Here is a 19,941-nt window from a genome sequence, read left to right as displayed (position 1 = left end):
AGGAGATCTCCCAGCATTGCCGCCGGCAGGATGCAGCCGGCGATTCAGTCCGCGTTGGGCGCCTTGTCCAACGCGCGGTTGAGCAGCGCGGCCAGCCTGTATCCGCCCTGCTTCAGCCGCTGGCGCACGATCGGCCAGTTTTCGTCCAGATAGGTTTTCGGCAGCCACGGCAGCACGTCGCGGCGACGGGTTTGCAGATCTGGGTCCGTGAAAATCCGGTCGCGGGCGATATCCCTGCCCTCCAGCGCCCAGCCGGCCGGCGTCGAACTTGTATCGGGCACGATGGGATCGGCTTCGACCGTGGTGACCAGCGCGCGCCAGTCCGCGCCCTGGTTGTCGATGATGGCGTCGTCCCAGACGTCGTGGAGCCTCGTCACCGAGCCATTGAGCATCACCGCCCGCGCACCGGTGTCGGCGCTGGCGTGCAGCGGCTGGTGCAGGTCGCCGACCAGGTGGACCAGATATTTCAGCGCGGTGACCCGCGCCGCCGCCTCGTTGTCGCGGTCCGCCAGCACGGCCGAATAGGCATCGATAGCGGCAACGATGCAGCGGCCCGTCTTGCAGACCTTTGCCGGGTCATAGCTGGAATGGTCAAGCGGCAGGCGCACGACATGCGACGGCTGGCCGGGAATGCGCAACGCCTTGATCAGGTCCGCCCACAGCGACACCTCGGCCATGCTTTTTGCGCCCTCGGTGGCGAGCAGCGTATCGACTTGCCTGCGTGCCTCGGGCGACAAATGGCGTTCGGCGATTTCGGCAACGATCGCGTGGCCGGCGCGGCCCCAGGCCAGCGCCGACGCCGGATCGGCGGCAAGCAGGACAAGCACGAGCAGGATTCGTATCATCGTCACGCAGGATAGCGTGGATCGGGGCGGATATCAGCATGGCAGCATCGTGCTGTCCGGCACTCTCCGGCGCGGCCTGCGGAAGCGATCAGCCCAGCGCCGCCAGAACCTCGGAGCAAGTCATCAGGTCGGAATATTTCTGGCCCATGTCGAACAGGTTGGCGTGATGTGGCCCCAGCGCCCGATCGCCGACGCAATCGGTGACGACGACGGTGCGGTAGTTGAGGCTCATGGCGTCGATGACGCTGGCGCGCACGCAGCCGCTAGTGGTGCAGCCGGAAACCATGAGCGTGTCGACGCCGAGCCGGAACAGGGTGGCCGAGAGCGGCGTGCCGAAGAAGGCGGAGGCCTGGGTCTTGCGCACGACGATCTCGCCGGTGCGCGGCGCGAGCGCCGCCACGACCTGGCTTTCGTAGGCGGTCTCGGTGAGGCTGCGCAGGCGCGGCAGCTTTTCCGACCAGAGGCTCGCATCCGAACCGTCCTCGGCATAGACGATGCGGGTAAAGACGACCGGAAGCCCGCGCGAGCGAAAAAAGTCGAGCAACGGGCGCGTCGCGATCACCGCCTCGGCGATATTGCCGCCGCCAAGGATGTCCGGGTCGTGGAAGCCGTTGACAAAATCGACCACCAACAGCGCCGGAGACTTGCCGAAACCGGTCCTGGCGCCGAACTGCTGCCGGCGGTAGACGTCAGCATCGTCGGTGGTCATCCCGTCCCTCCCCTTGCCGTGTCTGCGTTCTCGACGCCGGAGCGCCGGCATCGAACAGCCTAACGGACGCCGGCGAAATAGTTCAACGACCGCCTCAAATCATCCGCCTCATAGCCCCGGCCGATGACGACGATCGTGTCATCCTCGCGGGCATCACCCTGCTCGGGCAGGAGTTCGGGCGACTGCACGATCTTGCGCACGCTTTGCAGCAGCAGCCGGCCGGCCGGCGTGCGCACCACGCCCTTGACCCGCATCACCTGGTCGCCACGCGCATGCAAAAGCGCCGACAGCCAGACGCCGAAGGCCGTCCAGTCGACCGTCTCGTCGAGCTTGAGGCGGGTGGCGAAGATCGGCGCGGCGCTTTCGCCCGAGAGATCCGGCAGATCGGCAGGTTCCGCCCCGGCATCCTGCGGCGGCGGCGCCTCCGACCCGTTGATCGCGCCGCCGATCGCCGCGCCGGGATTGAGCCGTTTCAAGGTGGCGACCAGCCGCGCCAACGTATCCGGTTCGGCCGCGTCGAGCTTGGTGACGACAAGCCGGTCGGCGATTTCCGCTTGCCGACGCCCGAGCGGCTCGCAGGCAAGCTGCGACAGCCCATGCAACCCATCGACAGCGACCACGATCTCGCTGACCACAATGTGATGCACCAGCATCGGATCGCCGCGGACCGCCTCGACGATGGCGCCCGGATCGGCAAGGCCGCTGGTCTCCAGCACGATACGTTGCAGCCGGCTTTCGCTCGAAAGAGAGCGGCTGCGTTCATCGCACAGGGTTCGCAGGGCGGCAATGAGGTCGGCGAGTCCGGCACAGCAGGCGCAGCCGCCGGCCAGCACCGTCAACGCCGATGATTTTTGCAGAAGCGCGTCGTCGACCGGCGTCTCCGCCGCCTCGTTGACGATGATGTGGGCGTCACTGTACCGGCCTTCATGCAACTGATGGCGCAGCCATGTGGTCTTGCCCGAGCCAAGGAATCCGCCGAGCACGGTGAGCCGCATCCGGGTCTCTGCGGCGGCCACCGTCAGGCGACCTCGCGCTCGCCGCCGCGACCAAGGAAGCGTGGATCGAGCGGATCGACCGGCCTGCCGATCATTCGCTCCGCCTCGACCCAGAACACCTCCAGGTTCTGGACGATCACTTCCTGGCCGGACAGAGTGGAAAGCTGGATGCCGGGGATGATCCCCCCGTCATGTGCGGCGAGACCATAGGAAGGCAGGACCGACCTCAGCACCTGCGAGCGGCGGAACCGCGCGCGCAAGCGCTCGCCCGACCCCGCAGCGCCCGCCTCGGTCCAATGCCCCGGCGCGGCGGGATTTCCGCAATTCGCGCACATGGCGATCTCCTCTTCCGCGAAGGCGGCGCGGCCCGCCTTCGATATCGGCCGAAATAGCGGCGGCTAGATGACTTCCGGCCGCTTGCCGGCGGCAAACGGAAACCGCTTGCGGAAATCCTCGGCGATCTCCTCGAAGGTCATCCATTTCACCCCGTCATGGCCGTTGATATATTCGATCAGGCGTTCCAGCATCAGCAACACCTGCGGCCGGCCGCTGACGTCCGGGTGGATTGTGAACGGGAAGACGCCATAATCCATCTCGCGATAGACCCAGTCGAACTGGTCGCGCCACATGCTCTCGATGTCGCGCGGGTTCATGAAGCCGTGGCTGTTCGGCACCTTCTTCATGAACATCATCGGAGGCAGGTCGTCGACATACCAGTTCGCGCCAATCTCGACGAGGTCGATCTCCTTGCCGTGCTTTAGCGGATGCATCCACTCCTCGGCCTTCTTGGAATAGTCGATGACGTTCCAGCTATCGCCGACGCGGGCGTAGAACGGCTGGAAATCGCGATAACCCTGGCTGTGATCGTATTTGAATCCGTATTTCTGCAGCAGATCGGCCGTCGCGGCCGACATCTCCCACCACGGCGCCACATAGCCGCGCGGCTTCCTGCCGGAGAGCTTTTCGATCAGGTCGACCGACTTCGCAAGCACCGCCTCTTCCTGCGTCGGCGTCATGGCGATCGGGTTTTCGTGCAGATAACCGTGCGCGCCGATCTCATGACCCTCGTCGACAATGCGCTTCACCTGGTCGGGGAAGGTCTCGATCGAGTGGCCGGGGATGAAGAAGCTGGTCTTCAAATCATATTTCTTGAACAAATTGAGCAGGCGGATGTTGCCGACCTCGCTGGCGAAGATGCCGCGCTGGATGTCCGACGGCGAATCGCCGCCGCCATAGGACCCGATCTGGCCCGCGACCGAATCGATGTCGGTGCCGAACGCGCAGATGATTTCTTTCCTGGCCATCTCCACTCTCCCATTAAGGCTGCCCGGGCAGCGTGCTGGATCACTCGTTCCTTCTTCGATTGGATCATGGCTTCCTTGAGAAATCCAGAATTTTCTTTATCCATGATAAGGGGTTAGACATGAGAAGCTGAAGATTAAGATTAGGATAGCATCAATTGATGCGGGATTCATATTGCCGGATGTGCAGCCGTTCGGCGCAATGCAAAAGGGAGGAAAACAATGCCGCTCACCGTCGAAATCGCCGGAATGACATTCGATGCTCGGCTTGAAACAGAAAAGGCGCCAAAGACCTGTTCCGCCTTCGCCAGCCGCCTGCCGTTTGACGGCAAGATCGTACATGTGCGCTGGAGCGGCGAGGCGGTGTGGATCCCGCTGGGCGACACCAATTTCGGCGTCGGCTACGAGAACCATACGAGTTACCCCGCGCCCGGCCAAGTCCTCCTCTATCCCGGCGGTATCTCGGAAACCGAGATTCTGCTCGCCTATGGCGGCGTCCATTTCGCCTCCAAGATGGGCCAACTCGCCGGCAACCATTTCATCACACTGACCTCCGGACTCGACCGCCTGCCAGAAATCGGGCGGCTGGCGCTGTGGGAAGGCGCGCAGCCGATCTGTTTCCGCAACGGATAGGACAGGCCACGCAATCCCGTCTCCGCCCCATCACACCCTGACCGCAACGAGACCCTGCAAATCGCACCTGTCAGAAATTGCGTGGTGGCGTTGACTCTTTCAGGTGTTCATGATTTGTTCATGTCGCAAATAGCCTTGCCTGTCAAGGAGTGCGGACATGTTTCTTCAGGGTGGGTTCGATTTCATAACCGGCCTATGGCCCCGGTCAAAACATTCCGAGCGACCGTTCCTCGGCATTTTGCGCCATTACGCAGCCCGCGTAATGGCGCAATTCAGCCGGTACTTCACGGAAGGAAACCGACCGACGGGGCTGCCGCCTCGGGAAGGCACCCGCACTCGACAGGAGGCCGCAATCCATGCGTCATCGCTGCGCGGCCAGCCAATCCGCATAGGAGCAGACACCATCCTCCAGCGTGACATAAGGGCGATAGCCGAGGTCACGCTCGGCCGCCGAAATGTCGAAGCGCGCCTGCACGTCGTCGATCGGGTCGGGGCCGGCTCCCATCGTGATATCGGCCTGCGGCAGCACACGCTTCACCGTCTGCGCCACTTCGGCGAGCGTGATGTAGCTGCCGCCGGTGATCGTGTAGCTGCGGCGCGGCAGCTTTTCCATGTCCAGCGCGAGGACCAGCGCTGTCGCGACATCGTCGACATGCACGTACTGTCGATAGAAATCGCACCCGAAAGGAAAATGCGTGGTACGACCGGCCTGCGCATCGAGAATCATGGTGCGGATCCCGCATTCCGTCGTACGTCCCGGTCCATAGACCCAGGCCGGCCGGATGCTGACACCATCAATGCCGTGCTGGAACGCATAACCGTCCAGCAGATGTTCACCGGCAGCCTTGCTCGCACCGTAGACGCTGGTCGGTCTCAACGGCACATCTTCTGGCACGAGGTCGAGCCCCGCGGGCGTGTTGCCGTAGGCGCTGACCGACGAACAGCAGACGACCCGCCGCATTTTTCGGACCCGTGCCAGTTCTAGGACATTCGCCGTGCCGACGACATTAGACGAAACGATGAGAAAAGGATTGTCCCGCGCCACCATCGGTCCCGAGATCGCGCCACAGTGTACGACCGCCGTTACGGTAGCGGCGAGTTCGTACAGCCGATGGACCTCGGTCAGGTCGCAGGCTGTGATATTCTCGCCGCCGATGCGGTCGATGGCTATGACCCTGTCGCCACGCTCGCACAGCATATGATGCACCACGCGGCCGATCAGGCCGGCCGCGCCGGTCAGCAAAATGGTTTCGGTCATTGTGAGTCCAACCCACGAGCAGCGGGCGGCGGTCGCCGCCCGCGGAGGAAAAAATCACACGCCGATCGGCATGTGCTCGGCCGAGCGCGTGACGGCGCGCGGCGCGGTCAGTTCCTTCCAGGTCGACAGCGCGCGGTTGACCTCCGGGAACGGCTTACGCTTGACCAGTTTGCCGCGGCCGGGTTGCGGCTGCGAGTTCTGCCCGTACGACCACACCACGTCGCCGCGCGACAGCGTGTAGCGAGCCTGCCCGTTCACCTTTACGCCCTCGAAAACGTTGTAATCGATGATCGACTTCTGGTTGGCGGCCGAAATCGTCTTCGACAGTTTCGGATCCCAGACCACCAGGTCCGCGTCCGAGCCGGGCAGGATCGCGCCCTTCTGCGGATAGATGTTGAGGATGCGGGCGATGTTGGTCGAGGTGACCGCGACGAACTCGTTCTGCGTCAGCCGACCGGTCTCGACGCCCTTGGTCCACAGCACCGAAAGCCGGTCCTCGAGACCGCCGGTGCCATTCGGAATCTTCGTGAAGTTTCCGAGCCCGGTACGTTTCTGGGCGGTGGTGAAGGCGCAATGGTCGGTTGCGACGACCTGCAGCGAGCCGGCGGCAAGACCGGCCCACAGCGAATCCTGGTGGCTCTTGTCGCGGAAGGGCGGGCTCATCACGCGCTGCGCGGCATAGTCCCACTGCTTGTTGAAATATTCCGTCTCGTCGAGCGTAAGGTGCTGGATCAGCGGCTCGCCATAGACGCGCATGCCCTTCTGGCGGGCGCGGCGGATGGCTTCATGCGCCTGCTCGGAAGAGGTGTGCACGATGTAGACCGGCACACCGGCTGCGTCGGCGATCATGATGGCACGGTTGGTCGCCTCGCCCTCGACCTCCGGCGGACGGGAGTAGGCATGCGCCTCCGGCCCCGTGTTGCCCTCGTTCATGTATTTCTGCTGGAGTGCGGCGACGATGTCGCCGTTCTCCGCATGCACCAACGGCAGGGCGCCAAGTGCCGCGCAGCGCTGGAACGAGGCGAACATCTCGTCATCGTTGACCATCAGCGCACCCTTGTAGGCCATGAAGTGCTTGAATGTGTTGATGCCCCGCTCGATGACCTTCGGCATCTCGTCGAAATGTTTCTTCGACCAGCCATTGACGCACATATGCAGCGAGTAGTCGGAGGACGCCTGGCGCTTCGCCTTGCCTTCCCAGTCATCGAGCGCGGCGATCATGCCGGCCTCGCCGGGGATGACGAAGTCGACGACAAGCGTGGTGCCGCCGGACAACGCGGCAAAAGTGCCGCTTTCCCAGGTCTCGGCCGCGGTGGTGCCCATGAACGGCATTTCGAGATGGGTATGCGGGTCGATGCCGCCCGGCATGATGTAGGCACCCTCGGCGTCGATCGTCTTGTCGCCCTTGAGATCCTTGCCGATGGCCGAGATCGTCTCGCCCTCGATCAGGATATCCGCCTCATAGGTGCGATCCGCGGCCACGATCGTGCCGCCCTTGATCACTGTGGACATCAAGCTTCTCCTCTTTCTGTGGTCATGCGACCGATCCCGTTGTTTCCCGGCGCCTCATTCCCCGGGCGGCGGAACCGCCCCCTTGCGCTCGACGATCAGCCTATAGGCTTCCGGCTCGCGATGCTTGGCGAAATTGAAGATCGTCTCGCGATAACGCTTGCCGAGGTCGAGGTCGCAGCGCGCCGTGATGATCTCGTCCTCCAGCGACACCGCCTGCGCAACGATCTCGCCCGACGGCGCGATGATGGCGCTCTGGCCGACCATGTTCGATCCTTCCTCCACACCGCATTTTGCCGTGCCGATCACCCAAGTCGCATTCTGGTAGGCGCCCGCCTGCATAGAGAGATGGTTGTGAAATTGCGTCAGACTGTCGATGTCCGCATGTCCCGTGTGGTTGTAAGGCGTGTTGTAGCCAAGCATGACCATCTCGACCTGCTGAAGGCCCATGACGCGGTAGGTTTCGGGCCAGCGGCGGTCGTTGCAGATGCACATGCCCATGACGCCGCCAAAACCGCGCCAGACTTTGAAGCCGAGATTGCCCGGCTCGAAATAGCGCTTCTCCAGATGCTGGTGGTCGCGCGGCTGCGGCTCGGCGAAGCCGGGCAGGTGCACTTTCCGGTATTTGCCGATGATGGCGCCGGATCGATCGACCAGGATCGCGGTGTTGAAGCGCCGCTTGCGGCCGTCTTCGACCACGAGTTCCGCATAGCCGAGATAGAAGCCGACGCCGAGTGTTTTCGCCTCGTCGAACAACGGCCGGGTTTCCGGTCCCGGCATCTCCTTCTCGTAAAAGCTGTCGAGCTCCGCCTCGTCCTCGATCAGCCAGCGCGGGAAGAAGGTGGTGAGCGCAAGCTCGGTGAAGACGACGAGTTCGGCCCCCCTGCCCTTCGCTTCGCGCATCAGCGCGATCAGCCTTCCAACCGTGTCCTTGCGGGTTTCCGATCTGGCGATCGGCCCCATCTGCGCCGCCGCCGCGTGGACGATGCGTGCCATCTGTCAGCCTCCCTTTTCCGGCTTGCCGCCGCGCGCCGCGACGAAGCGGTGGATTTCGGTGTGGTCGGCCGCCTTGCCGAGCGTGGCCGCGGCTTCCGCCCAGAGTGCGGCGGCGTTTTGCGCGCCCTTGGCGTCGACGCCGAGTTGTTCCGAGAGATCGGCTGCCGTGCGCAGGTCCTTGGCCATCAAAGCCATCGAGAAGCCGGATGCAAAACTGCCGGAGAGTATGAAGGGCTTGAGTTTCAGTTCGGTGGAGTTGTTCTTGCCGGTCGAGACATTGAGCACGTCGACCAGCACGTTTGGGTCGACTCCGAATTTTTCGGCAATCAGCACGGCTTCGCAAGCGGCCACCAAGCCGGCGGCGGAGACGTAGTTGTTGAGCGCTTTGACGGCGTGACCAGAGCCGGGTTCGCCGGTGTGGATGATGGTGCTTCCCATGGCGGCGAGCAGCGGCCGGGCGCGCTCGATCTGCACCGGATCGCCGCCCGCCATGATCGCCAGCGTGCCGGATATGGCGCGCTTCACGCCGCCGGAGACTGGCGCGTCCACAAGGGAGATGTTCCTCACCGAAAGATTCTCGGCAAGCCGGCGGGTCTCCATCGGCGCCGACGAACTCATGTCGATGACCAAGGAGCCAGGCGACAATGCCAAGGCCGCGCCACCCGAGCCGAGCAGCGCGTCGCGGACAATGGCCCCATTGGGCAACATAGTGATGACGATCGAAGCCTCTTCGGCAGCCTTCCGCGCGGAGGTACAGCCGATTCCGCCCGCCGCCGCGAAAACCGCCAGCGCCTGCTCCGAAAGGTCGCTGCCGTGCACGGAAAAACCGGCGGCAACCAGCCGCGAGGCCATCGGCAGGCCCATCATGCCAAGGCCGATGAAGGCGACTGGCTCTTGGGCGGATGGATCGATGTCAGTCAATCCCCATCTCCTTGATAACCTCCTTGGCGATGCGGAAACTGTCGAGTGCGGCCGGCACGCCGCAATAGACTCCGATCTGCAGGAATATTTCCTTCAGCTCGTCCTTGGTCAGCCCGTTGTTGATCGCGCCGCGCACATGCAGCTTCAGCTCATGCGGCCGGTTGAGTGCGGCGATCATGCCGAGGTTCAGCACGGAGCGCGTCCGCCGGTCGATGCCCGGGCGGTTCCATATCTCGTCCCAGCACCACTCGGTGGTGAGTTGCTGCATGGCCCAGTTAAAGTCGTCCGCCTGTTCGAGCGAGCGGTCGACATAATCGGAGCCGAGCACGGCGCGGCGTGTTTTCAGCCCGCGCTCGAATTTTTCGGACCTGGGTTTGCCTTCCGTCATCGTCAAAACTCCCGGTTTTCAATCATATCGCGCCAACCTCGCGCACCACGCGTTCGATTTCCAATGCATGGCCGAGAAGACGCGTGTCGTCGCCATGCGGTGCCGAAACGAGGAAACTGGTCGGCAGACCGCCACCGTCGCGGCCGTTTGGCAGGGCGACGCCACAGAGGTCGAGCACATTGGTGACGGCGGTGTTGCGCAGCGTCCTGAGATTGACCTTGTGGAAGAGGTCGTCGTCGACTTCGAGCGGCGCGACTTCCGGCGCGGTGATCGCCGTGGTCGGCATGACGAGCAGCGCACCGGCGAGTTGGGCGGCGACCATCGGGATAAAACGTTGCCGGCCACGCTGGATCGACAGCACGTCGCGCGCCGACATCTTCTTGCCGCCGAGCATGCGGAAGAGCACGCGGCGGTCGATCCGCTGGCCCTGCTCGCTGTCGGCAATTTCGTTGTATTCGGTATAGGCCTCGGCGGCGATGAGCGTGCCGAACTGCGCAGTCATATCGACGACGTGGTCGAGCGCCTCGACCCGCTGCCGGCGGATGGTTGCGCCGGCCCGCGCCAGCGCTTCCAGTGAACGTTCGTAGTTTTCCAGAACGGCCGGCTGCGCGTCGTCAGTCACGATATTGGTCGGCGCAACCAGCGTCAGCGAACGCAGATCGGCGCGGCGCACCGGCGAGACGGCCTCGCCGCGCAGGAGCATATCGAGCAGAACGCAATCCTCGACCGAGCGCGCCAGCGGGCCGATCGTGTCGTAGGTGGTAGCGAGCGGGACAAGCCCTGTCTTGTCGATGCGGCCGGTGCTGGTCTTGTAGCCGACCGTGCCGTTGAAGGAGGCCGGCACGCGCACCGATCCGCCGGTATCCGAGCCGACAGCGCAGGGCACGAGTCGCGCGGCGACGGCTGCGCCCGAACCGGAAGACGAGCCGCCGGGGGAACGCGGCGTGGCCCGGTCGTTGGGATTGAGCGCCGTGCCGAAATGCGGATTGAGGCCGAGGCCGGAATAGGCGAACTCGGTCATGTTGAGTTTCCCGACCGTCACCATACCCGCGGCGGCCACGCTCGCCACGCATGGCATGTCGGCCAGCTTTGCCGGCGTGTCCCTGAACAGGATCGAGCCTGCCGTGGTCGGCGCGCCGGCGACGTCGAAAATGTCCTTCCAGGCAATCGGCACGCCATCCAGCGCCGACAGCGGCTTGCCGTCGCGATAGCGGGCTTCGGCCTTGCGCGCCTCGTCGAGCGCCCGCTCCGGCGTAACGGTGATGAAGATGTTGTCGGCCTTCGCCTTGCCGATACGGTCGAGCAGGCATTCGGTGACCGCTACCGGCCCGGCCTCGCCGCTCCTGTAAGCCAGCGCGATGCCGGCTGCCGTGCGGTTGGCGATTCTGTCTATGTCGGTCACGTCCTGCTCCCTGCTCGCGGCGACGGGATCGCCAGCAATAGTTCTCTTGCGCCGCGCGCCGCATGCGCGAGGCGTCCCGTCCGTTGTTTCCTCAACGGACACGCTCCGGTTTTGCATTCCACCCTCGGTCGCCAGGCAGGCAGACACGCGCCGGCGGCCGGGCAATACATTTCCTCCACGCAAGGCCTTTGCCCGCGCGTTGCGGTCCCGGACCGGGACCATCAGGTTTCATCTGAACGGGAGCCCGGCAACCTTGCGAGAGCGACCTTGCCCGTTCTTCCTTCTTCGCCTCGCCCGTTGCAGGCGGCGTCAACCGCTCAGACGCTGAAGCGCCTCAGTGACCCGCGTCGAGATACGGATCGCCCGCCCCGCCGGTGTCGACCTTGCCGAGGATATGCACATCCTCCGTCTTCCAGCTGGCCACGACCGGATCGCCGCGTTCCACCGGCTCGGCGAAATAATCGCGGTCCGAAACGTTGGCGACGAATTCCCGCCCGCCAACATCCAGCGTCACCTTGACATAGCTGCCTTGGTATTCCGTCGCCGAGACCACGCCCCATAGCGAGTTGACGGCATTCGACGGCGCATTGCCGTTGCGGCGGCGCAGCCGGATGCGGTCGCGGCGCACCGCCACCGACAGTTCCGATTTCGGCCTCTCGCCATCGGCCTTCGTCTCGAACTGCGAGCCGTCGGCCGCCTTCAGGCGGATCGCACCGGGCGCGGCGCCGTCGGTCACGGTGCCCGTCAACACGTTCTGGCCGCCCATGAAGCGCGCCACATAGGGCGTCGCCGGCTTGTCGAAGATCACGTTCGCCGTATCGGCCTGGTCGATGCGGCCCGTATCCATCACCACCACCATGTCGGCCAGCGCGATCGCCTCCGGCTGCGTGTGGGTGACGTGAACGAAGGTGATGCCGAGTTCGTTCTGCAGGCTCTTCAATTCGCCGCGCATCCTGAGCCGCAGGAACTCGTCCAGCGCCGAAAGCGGCTCGTCGAGCAGCAGCACCTTCGGGTTGGTGATCAGCGAGCGGGCCAGCGCCACGCGCTGCTGCTGGCCGCCGGAAAGCTGCGCCGGCATGCGGTCCTTGAGGTGGTCGAGCTGCACGCGCTGCAGCATCTCCAGCGCCCGCGCCCGTCGCTCCTCCTTACCGACACCGCGCATCTTCAGGTAGAAGGCGACGTTGTCCTGGATGGTGAGGTGCGGGAACAGCGCGTAGCTCTGGAACATCATCGCCGTGCCGCGCTCCACCGGCGGCTTGCCGACCACCATGTCGCTGCCGATAAAGATTTCGCCGGAGGTCGGCGTCTCGTGGCCGGCGATCATGCGCAGGATCGTGGTCTTGCCGCAGCCCGACGGTCCGAGCAGGCAGCAATAGGAGCCATGCGGGATGGTCAGGTTGATATCCTTGACCGCGTAGGAATTGCCGAACTGCTTGGTCACATTGACCAGACGGATATCGCCCGATCCCTGCGCCGCGCCGCCCTTGCCAGATGAATTCGCCATACTTGTTATTTTCCGCGGGAACGTCTGCGTTGAATGAGGATGATCGAGGACAGCGCCAGCGCGATCACGGCGAAGGAGACGATGGTGGTGACCGTGCCCAGCGCATAGAGTGCCGGCGACGTGACGTTGGTTGTCATCGTCCAGATCTCGAGCGGCAGCGTGTTCTTGGTGCCGACTGTGAGCCAGCTTCTCGGGAACTCGTCATAGGACAGTGTGAAGCCGAACAGCGCCACGGCGATCATGCCGGGGAAGACGATCGGCACGACAACTTCCTTGACCGTTTGCCAGCGCGACGCGCCAAGGTCGTGCGCGGCCTCCTCGTAGGACGGATTGAGCCGTCCGAGCACAGCGAACATGATCAGCAGGCCGAACGGCAGCGCCCACGTCAGATGCGCGCCGAGCGCCGAGCCGTACCATGTCGCCGACAGGCCGAGATACCGGAACGTGACGAGGATGCCGATCGAAAGCACAAGGCCGGGCACGATCAGGCTGGCAATCGCCATGTAGAAGATCGCCGTCGACCCGCGGAACCGCTTGCGGAAGGCAAAACCCGCCGTCACCGAAATCAGAACCGTCATGAACATGACGATGAGGGCGAGCGGCAGCGAGCGGTTGAAGGCGCCGGCCACGTCGCCGGTGCGGCGCGGATTGAACAGCTCATCGAACCACATGAAGCCGGGATCGCGCAGCGGGAAGACCAGCGACGCCGACGGTCCCTGGAACGACAGCACCAGCACCGCGATCATCGGCCCGTAGAGGAAGATGACGAACAGCGTGAACAGCAATGCCAGGACGTAGAAGGTCCAGGGCCGCGGGCCATAGGAGGGCGAAGCCGACATCAGCGGACAAGCTCCTTGCGCACGTCGACCAATCTGAAGATGGCCGACGCAATGAGCAGCACCACGATCAGCAGGATCACCGCGTTTGCCGCCGCGCGTGGATAATTGAGGAATTGCAGGTCGTTGAAGATGCCCGACGTGGCCGACCCTGAAAGACCGCCGCTCATCACGGTAACGACGAAGAAGTCGCCCATCACCAGCGTGACGACGAACAGTGCACCCAGCGCGATGCCGGTCTTGCAGAGCGGCAGCACGACGTTCCAGACCACGCCCCAGCGCGTGGCGCCGGCGTCGACCGCGGCCTCCAGCAGCGACTTGTCGATGCGTGCCATCGAATTGAAGATCGGCACGATCATGAACAGCGTGAACAAATGGACGTAGGCGACCACCACCGAGAAATCCGAATAGAGCAGCCATTGCAGCGGCTGGTCGATGACGCCCAACTTGAGCAGCGCACTGTTGATCAGGCCCTCGGTGCCGAGCACCGGCCGCCACGAGATCATCCGGATGATGTTGGACGTCCAGAACGGCACGGTGCAGACCAGGAACAGGCCGATCGCCGTGAGCAGGTTGCGGACATGGAAGACGAGGAAATAGGCGATCCAGAAGCCCAGCACGAAGGTGATGACCAGCACGATCAGCGTGAATTTCAGCGTCGAGAGATAGAGCGTCCAGGTGGTCGGGTTGGAGAACAGGTCGATGTAGTTCTTCAGCGTGAAGTCCGGCACGATGCCGACCAGCATCTGGTAGCGGAAGAAGCTGACAACCACGACCAGAGCGACGGGAATCGCGAAGAAGAAGAAAAGCACCAGCGTCAGCGGCGCGACCTGCAGATAGGTCGTGAGCGAAGCTCTGCTGGTCGATGGCGTAGGCGTCATTCCAAAACCCGGTTGTTGCGGCAGTTTCCTTCCCCCCGTTTACGGGGAGAAGGTGGCCCGAAGGGCCGGATGAGGGGCAACGCAGAAGGTTGAAGGCTGGCGCCGCCCCTCATCTGCGTGCCGGCAACTTCTCCCCGTGAACGGGGAGAAGACAGCTACACGATCACGCCGCGTTGAACTCGTTCCACTTGGCGTAGAGGAACTCGGCCTGGTCCATCAGGTTGTTCCACACCGCCACTTGCGAGAAACGCTCCTCGTAGGAGCCGCCGTCACGCACCTCGCCGGCCGAGTTGGTCTTCTCGCCGGTCGGGCTTGTGATGTCGGCGGTCGCCGCCTTGCCCTCGTAGAAGAAGCCGCGCTCGTTCTCGGTCAGCGCTGCTTTCGCGGTCTCGACATTGGCGCTGTAGTAGCCCTGCTTGGCGATGAAGCCGCCGACCCAGCCGGAATTGTACCAGTTCAGGTACTCGTAGGCGGCATCTTTCTTGATGCCATCGAGATGCGCCATCAGCGCAAGGCCGTTGCCCCAGCCGCGATAGCCTTCCTTGAGCGGCTGGTAGACGCACTTCACGCCTTGGCCCTTCACGGCTGTGACGGCCGGCGACCACATCGACTGGATAACCACCTCGCCGGCCGCCATCAGGTTCACGCTCTCGTCGAACGTGCTCCACAGCGCCCGGAAATGGCCCGCTTTCTTAAGCTCGATCAGGCGTGCGATCGTCTTGGTCAATTCTTCCTGCGTCGGGTTGCCCTTGTCGCCGTATTTCATCTCGCCGGCAGCCTCCATCGCCATCATGGCGTCCATGATGCCGTTGGTCGGGATGTTCTGGATCGCCGCCTTGCCCTTGAAGTCGGGCGAGAACAGGTCGGCCCAGGTCGTGATGTCGCGACCGACGAGGTCCGGGCGGATACCCAGCGTGTCGGCGTTGTAGACGCTGGGCACGAAGGTAGCGAAGTCGGTCTTGCCTGCGGCGAAGGTCTTGGCGTCAACGGCGTCGCGGTACATGAACTTGATCGGCGCATCGCCCTGCAGCGACACTTCCTTGCCGGCGAACTTGCCTTCCGTATAGAGCGGGGTGAGCTGAGCCCAGTCCTTGATCTTGGCGATTTCAGCGGCCTGGGTGACACCTTGCGGCACAGCCACCTTGGTCTGCCAGATCTCCATGTCGGCGATGTCGATGGAGTTCGGGTCGTTGACCATGCGGTTGAGCAGGCCCGGATGGTCGACCACCGACATCTCGATCTTGAAGCCGAGGTCCTTGCTGGCCTGGTTGGCGATGTCGATGATGGTTGAATAGGACATGCCGGTGTGCACCAGCGTCACGTCCTTGATGTTCTGTGCCCACACGGTCGGAAAGCCGGTGATGACGCCGGAGCCCGCCGCCGCGCCGGCAAGGGCGGCGCCGCCCTTCAGCACAGAGCGGCGAGAGATACCCTTGTTCAGAATTCCGTTCGTCTTTTTCATGTCTAAGTCTCCCATTGCAGTTGATTTACACGAGTTGGACGTCGCCGCTTCCGCGCCGAGTGTGTCACGGTCTTATGTGCGAGGCCGATAGGCCAGCGCCGTCCCGAAAGTGATGCACGTCCCTGCTTTCTTCCTCACTATCCTCCGCGGAGGTTTTTCCGGCAAATCAAATCCCCGCCCCAGGGAGGAATGTCGTTTTGCCGGCTTACGGGCGCGCCAGTTCGGCGCGCAGCTTGCGGGTGGCCTCCGCGTCGAGCGCCCATCCATATCCATCGTCCACCTCACCGAGGATCACACCGTAATCGTCGCGAGCATGCTCGACGGTGATAAAACCGTCCAGCACGTCGTCCAATACCTTTTCTGCATCGCGCTCCAGCGGGTCGCCGTAGCCGCCGCCGGTCGGCGAATAATAGGTGACGACGTCACCTTCTTCGGTGCGCAGGCCGGAGAACTTCGCTGGCTGGAAGCTGGTCTTGCCGGTGTGGATGTTCCTGATCTCGACCTTGCTGCAGGCGCCTTCCTTGCCGCCGAAGATGCCCCACGGCGCATCCTCGTTGCGGTCGCTCTCATGGGTCATGAAACCCGGGCTGAGGTAGCGCTGCGACTTCACCACCCCTGCCCCGCCACGGAATTTTCCGGCGCCGGGAGGCGCGTCGTCGCGCACCTCGTAGCGGTCGCAGATCAGCGGCAGGTGCATGCCGAGATCTTCCAGCGGGTTGTTGCGCGTGTTGCGCATCAGTTCCTCGACCGTATCAGGCCCGTCCGACAGCGGCCGCCCGCCCATCGCCGCCTCGTTGACTTCGAGGAACACCCAGTAGTCGCCGTTCGGCCGCACGCCCGAATAGGCAGCAAACGACAGCACCGCCGCGTTGCCCGCCGTGCATTTGTCCGGCAGCACCGGCGCAAGCGCCTTGATGATCAGATCGCAGAGCCGCTGAATCTGGCTGAAGCGCGCCTCGGCGGCCACGGGTGCGATCGGGTTGAAGATCGATCCCAGCGGCGACGTCACCTTGACCGGCCGGAACGACCCTTCGTTCTGCGGGATGTATTCCTCATGCGTATAGGTATCGAGCAGCAGCGCGCGGAAGGCGAAGAAACATGCGACCTTGGTCGAGCCATCGAACGGCACGTTGAAGGCGGTCGGCACCTGCGCCGATGAGCCGGTGGTGTCGACCTCGACGCCATCTCCGCGCACCTTGACGGTGACCTTCAGCGGCAGGGTCACACCACGGTTGCGGCCGTCATCGTCGAGAAAACCTTCGGCCACATAATCACCGTCCGGGATTTTGGCGATCTCCCGACGCAGCATCGCCTCGGTGTAGTCCATCAACTGCTTTGTCGCCTGGATCACCGTGTCCTTGCCATAGGTGGTCAGCAACTCCTCGAAACGCCGCACCCCGAGTTCGGCGGAGGCGATCTGCGCCTCAAGGTCACCCATCACCAGGCCGGGCACGCGGGTATTGCCGCGGATGAAAGTCCACAGCGCCTCGTTGCGCACGCCCTCATTGTAGAGTTTCAGCCCGTTGAGCAGCATTCCTTCGGCGAACACGTCGGGGATATCGATGACCAGACCCGGCGTCGCGGCGCCGATGTCGACGTGATGCGCGGTGTTGGCGGAGAAGCCGACGAGTTCACCACTATGGAAGACCGGCATGACGATGCCAATGTCCGGCGAATGGCTGGCGCCGAAATAGGGATGGTTGTGGATGACGCAGTCGCCCGGCTTCCAGGCGTCGAGCCGGATCGTCTTCTCGATACCGCGCAGATAGCCCGGCAGCGAGCCGATATGCATCGGCGTGGAATCGCTCTCACAGAGCGTGTTGTAGTCGCGGTCGAACAGGCCGGCGCCGAGATCCTGGCTCTCGCGGATGATCGACGAATAGCTCATGCGGTAGAGAACGTTGCCCATCTGCTCGGCGATGGAGTGCAGCGCCCCGCCGATGACCTGCAAGCTGATGGGATCGACTTCTTTCACCATCCGAGCCTCCTCAAGCCTTCGCCACCAGCATGTCGCCGTGGCTCATTACCGTGGCGGTGTAGCCGGGCGGCACCAGCGTCGTCGAATTGTGCTGCACGATCAGCGCTGGACCCTCGATGCAATCATCCGCTAGCAGCTTCTCGCGCTGGTAGCGCGGCGTGTCCACCGCCTTGCCATCGTCGAAGACCGTGCGCCTGTTGTAGAGCACTGCATCCGCCGGATTGGCGCGCCCGCCCTTGGCGAGCTTCGGCAGTCGCAGCGTGTCGACCTCGACGGTGGCAATGACGCGCAGCGTGATGATCTCACAGGATTGCTCGCGGAAAGCATGGCCGTAGACTTGGCGGTGCGCCTGGTAGAAATTCTCGTTCACCGTCGCGGCGGATTCAGCCGTCAGATGGCCATTCGGCATGTCGGCGCGCAGTTCGAACCCCTGGCCGACATAACGGCACTCCGCCACCTGGCGGAAACGGCGTTTTCCGGCCGGGATGCCGTCGGCGTCAAGTTGGCCATTGGCGCGCGCGATGAGGTCATCGAGAGCGTCGTTGACCTTCCTGAACTCAGCCTCTGTCGCCTTGTCGAGCGTCAGCAGCGTGGAATGGGTGTATTCGTACTGCAGGTCGGTAACCAGCAGGCCGGTCGCGGCGGTAATGCCTGGATGCATCGGCACCAGAACGTCCTTGGCGAAGATCGCCTCGGCCAGCGATACCGAATGCAAAGGCCCTGCCCCGCCGAAACCCATCAGCGAAAAATTGCGCGGGTCGATGCCCTTGGCGACGGAATTTGCGTTGATCGCCAGCGCCATGTTGTTGTTGACGATTTTCAGGATGCCCAGTGCGGCCTGCTCCACCGACAGTTTTAGCGGCCCGGCGATGTGTTTTGCGATCGCCTTTTCCGAAAGCGACGCATCGATCTTGAGGTCGCCGCCCAAAAAGTGTTCGGGATCCATGCGGCCGAGCACCACCTGCGCGTCGGTGACGGTTGGCTCATCGCCACCCTTGGCGTAGCAGGCCGGCCCCGGCACCGCGCCGGCCGAGCGCGGCCCGACGCGGAACGCGCCGCCCGGATCGAGATAGGCGATCGAGCCGCCGCCGGCGCCGATCGCGTCGATGTCGATCATCGGCACCAGCACCGGCAGGCCGGCCACCTCGGTGTCGCGCGGGTTCTTGATGCGCAACTCGCCCTGCTGGATGACCGAGATGTCGGCCGACGTGCCGCCGATATCGATGGTGATGATGTTGTCGCGGCCACAGTTCGCGCCGGTCCAGCGCCCGCCCATGACGCCGCCCGCCGGGCCGGACAGCAGCAGGCCGATCGGCAGTTCGGAAGAATTCTCGATGGTTGAGATGCCGCCGTTCGACTGCATGATGCGCACGATGGCGTCGATGCCATTGGCGCGCAGCCGGCCTTCGAGGCTGCGAAGGTAGGCCGAGGTGCGCGGCCCGATATAGGCGTTCATTGCCGCGCTGGAGAAGCGCTCATATTCGCGAATGGTGTTCACCACATCCGACGACGCCGACACGAAAGCGTCCGGTAGGATCACCTTCACGATCTCCCTGGCGCGCTGCTCGTGTTCGTTGTTCAGAAAGGAGAACAGGAAGGCGACGATCACCGCATCCATGCCGCGCCTGGCGAACAGTTCGGCCGCCTGCTTCACCTCGTCCTCGACCAGCGGCACGGCGATCTCGCCGGTGGGCGGCATGATCCGCTCGGTGACAACCAGCCGGTCACGGCGCCGGACCAGCGGCTTCGACTGCCAGGGAAGATCGAACTGCAGCGAGAAATTATGCGGCCGCTTGTGGCGCGCCATGTGGAGGATGTCGCGAAAACCGCGCGTGGTGATCATGCCGACCTTCGCGCCGGCGCGCTCGATCACCATGTTGGTGGACACGGTCGTGCCGTGGAAGACGGCGTCGATCTCGCCCGGCTTGACTCCGGCGAGCGCGCAGACCTTCAAAATGCCCTCGACCACGCCTTCCGACTGGTCGTGCGGCGTCGACGAGACTTTCGTGACAACGACCTTGCGTTCGGCGCCCTCACCCGATCGCTCCAGCACGATATCGGTGAAGGTACCGCCGACATCCACGCCCACCCGGATCATGCCGCGCACCCTTGCAACTTGATCCCAGCATCGGCTGCGCCGAGCTCGCTTTTTTTCAGCAGGGAAAGCGCGGGCAAGCAGGCTACACCGCTGGCCGGGCTTGGGAGGATGCCCGGTAAGGCTGCACGGAAAGCGCGCGAAAGCAACGCGGTACGACCCATTGATGTGTTCACCCTAGCGCCGCTGGAGAGCGCTTTTTTCAAGTGATATAAGTCGTAGACAGCC

Annotated in this window: 18 protein-coding genes; 1 reads left to right on the top strand and 17 read right to left on the bottom strand. The window is 63.7% G+C overall.

Features of this window, described 5'->3' with window-relative positions:
• Nucleotides 1-44 precede the first annotated feature (44 nt).
• From ACSBOB_RS15270 to ACSBOB_RS15250, 5 genes are all read right to left on the bottom strand, one after another.
• Nucleotides 45-845 carry a S1/P1 nuclease gene (locus ACSBOB_RS15270; RefSeq protein WP_442583741.1) on the bottom strand — a complete coding sequence of 267 codons (801 nt, stop codon included), beginning with the start codon at nt 843-845 and terminating at the stop codon, nt 45-47.
• 88 nt (nt 846-933) lie between these two features.
• Nucleotides 934-1,554 (bottom strand): isochorismatase family protein, encoded by a 621-nt coding sequence (locus ACSBOB_RS15265; RefSeq protein WP_442583232.1) that lies wholly within the window; start codon nt 1,552-1,554, stop codon nt 934-936.
• 59 nt (nt 1,555-1,613) lie between these two features.
• A complete protein-coding gene (locus ACSBOB_RS15260) occupies nt 1,614-2,549 on the bottom strand; it encodes a CobW family GTP-binding protein (RefSeq protein ID WP_442583231.1) in 936 nt (311 codons plus the stop codon).
• A gap of 23 nt (nt 2,550-2,572) precedes the next feature.
• Nucleotides 2,573-2,884 (bottom strand): hypothetical protein, encoded by a 312-nt coding sequence (locus tag ACSBOB_RS15255; protein WP_442583230.1) that lies wholly within the window; start codon nt 2,882-2,884, stop codon nt 2,573-2,575.
• Nucleotides 2,885-2,947: 63 nt separating this feature from the next.
• On the bottom strand, nt 2,948-3,853 hold the full coding sequence (locus ACSBOB_RS15250) for a polysaccharide deacetylase family protein (RefSeq protein WP_442583229.1): 906 nt from the start codon (nt 3,851-3,853) through the stop codon (nt 2,948-2,950).
• 219 nt (nt 3,854-4,072) lie between these two features.
• Between ACSBOB_RS15250 and ACSBOB_RS15245 the strand changes: the two genes are divergently transcribed.
• Entirely contained in the window at nt 4,073-4,483 is a 411-nt protein-coding gene (locus tag ACSBOB_RS15245) for a DUF3830 family protein (RefSeq protein ID WP_442583228.1), read from the top strand.
• Between the two features lie 361 nt (nt 4,484-4,844).
• Here the strand turns inward: ACSBOB_RS15245 and ACSBOB_RS15240 are convergent, their stop codons facing one another.
• From ACSBOB_RS15240 to ACSBOB_RS15185, 12 genes are all read right to left on the bottom strand, one after another.
• Nucleotides 4,845-5,741 carry an NAD-dependent epimerase/dehydratase family protein gene (locus tag ACSBOB_RS15240; RefSeq protein ID WP_442583227.1) on the bottom strand — a complete coding sequence of 299 codons (897 nt, stop codon included), beginning with the start codon at nt 5,739-5,741 and terminating at the stop codon, nt 4,845-4,847.
• A gap of 54 nt (nt 5,742-5,795) precedes the next feature.
• Nucleotides 5,796-7,253: a dihydropyrimidinase gene (gene hydA, locus ACSBOB_RS15235; protein ID WP_442583226.1), complete on the bottom strand. Its 1,458-nt coding sequence runs from the start codon at nt 7,251-7,253 to the stop codon at nt 5,796-5,798.
• A gap of 54 nt (nt 7,254-7,307) precedes the next feature.
• Nucleotides 7,308-8,246: an N-carbamoyl-D-amino-acid hydrolase gene (locus ACSBOB_RS15230; protein ID WP_442583225.1), complete on the bottom strand. Its 939-nt coding sequence runs from the start codon at nt 8,244-8,246 to the stop codon at nt 7,308-7,310.
• A 3-nt stretch (nt 8,247-8,249) separates the two neighbouring features.
• A complete protein-coding gene (locus tag ACSBOB_RS15225) occupies nt 8,250-9,158 on the bottom strand; it encodes an NAD(P)-dependent oxidoreductase (protein ID WP_442583740.1) in 909 nt (302 codons plus the stop codon).
• Between the two features lies 1 nt (nt 9,159).
• The gene (locus ACSBOB_RS15220) at nt 9,160-9,555 is read right to left on the bottom strand and encodes a carboxymuconolactone decarboxylase family protein (protein ID WP_442583224.1); all 396 of its coding nucleotides are present in this window, start codon (nt 9,553-9,555) and stop codon (nt 9,160-9,162) included.
• 22 nt (nt 9,556-9,577) lie between these two features.
• Nucleotides 9,578-10,957, bottom strand: a complete 1,380-nt coding sequence (locus ACSBOB_RS15215; RefSeq protein WP_442583223.1) for an amidase family protein — start codon at nt 10,955-10,957, stop codon at nt 9,578-9,580.
• A gap of 334 nt (nt 10,958-11,291) precedes the next feature.
• Nucleotides 11,292-12,461: an ABC transporter ATP-binding protein gene (locus ACSBOB_RS15210; protein WP_442583222.1), complete on the bottom strand. Its 1,170-nt coding sequence runs from the start codon at nt 12,459-12,461 to the stop codon at nt 11,292-11,294.
• Between the two features lie 5 nt (nt 12,462-12,466).
• Nucleotides 12,467-13,300, bottom strand: coding sequence for an ABC transporter permease (locus ACSBOB_RS15205; protein ID WP_442583221.1), 834 nt, complete (start codon nt 13,298-13,300; stop codon nt 12,467-12,469).
• Entirely contained in the window at nt 13,300-14,178 is an 879-nt protein-coding gene (locus ACSBOB_RS15200) for an ABC transporter permease (protein WP_442583220.1), read from the bottom strand. The genes ACSBOB_RS15205 and ACSBOB_RS15200 overlap by 1 nt, the downstream gene beginning before the upstream one ends.
• A gap of 163 nt (nt 14,179-14,341) precedes the next feature.
• A complete protein-coding gene (locus tag ACSBOB_RS15195) occupies nt 14,342-15,640 on the bottom strand; it encodes an ABC transporter substrate-binding protein (RefSeq protein WP_442583219.1) in 1,299 nt (432 codons plus the stop codon).
• A gap of 205 nt (nt 15,641-15,845) precedes the next feature.
• Nucleotides 15,846-17,618, bottom strand: a complete 1,773-nt coding sequence (locus ACSBOB_RS15190; protein ID WP_442583218.1) for a hydantoinase B/oxoprolinase family protein — start codon at nt 17,616-17,618, stop codon at nt 15,846-15,848.
• A gap of 10 nt (nt 17,619-17,628) precedes the next feature.
• Complete coding sequence (locus tag ACSBOB_RS15185; protein WP_442583217.1) at nt 17,629-19,716, bottom strand: hydantoinase/oxoprolinase family protein; 2,088 nt, start codon at nt 19,714-19,716, stop codon at nt 17,629-17,631.
• Nucleotides 19,717-19,941 lie beyond the last annotated feature (225 nt).

The organism is Mesorhizobium sp. KACC 23794 (genome assembly GCF_052180275.1).
Classification (GTDB): domain Bacteria; phylum Pseudomonadota; class Alphaproteobacteria; order Rhizobiales; family Rhizobiaceae; genus Kumtagia.
Note: the sequence above shows the minus strand (reverse complement) of the source record. Positions and strands in the feature narration are given on the sequence as shown.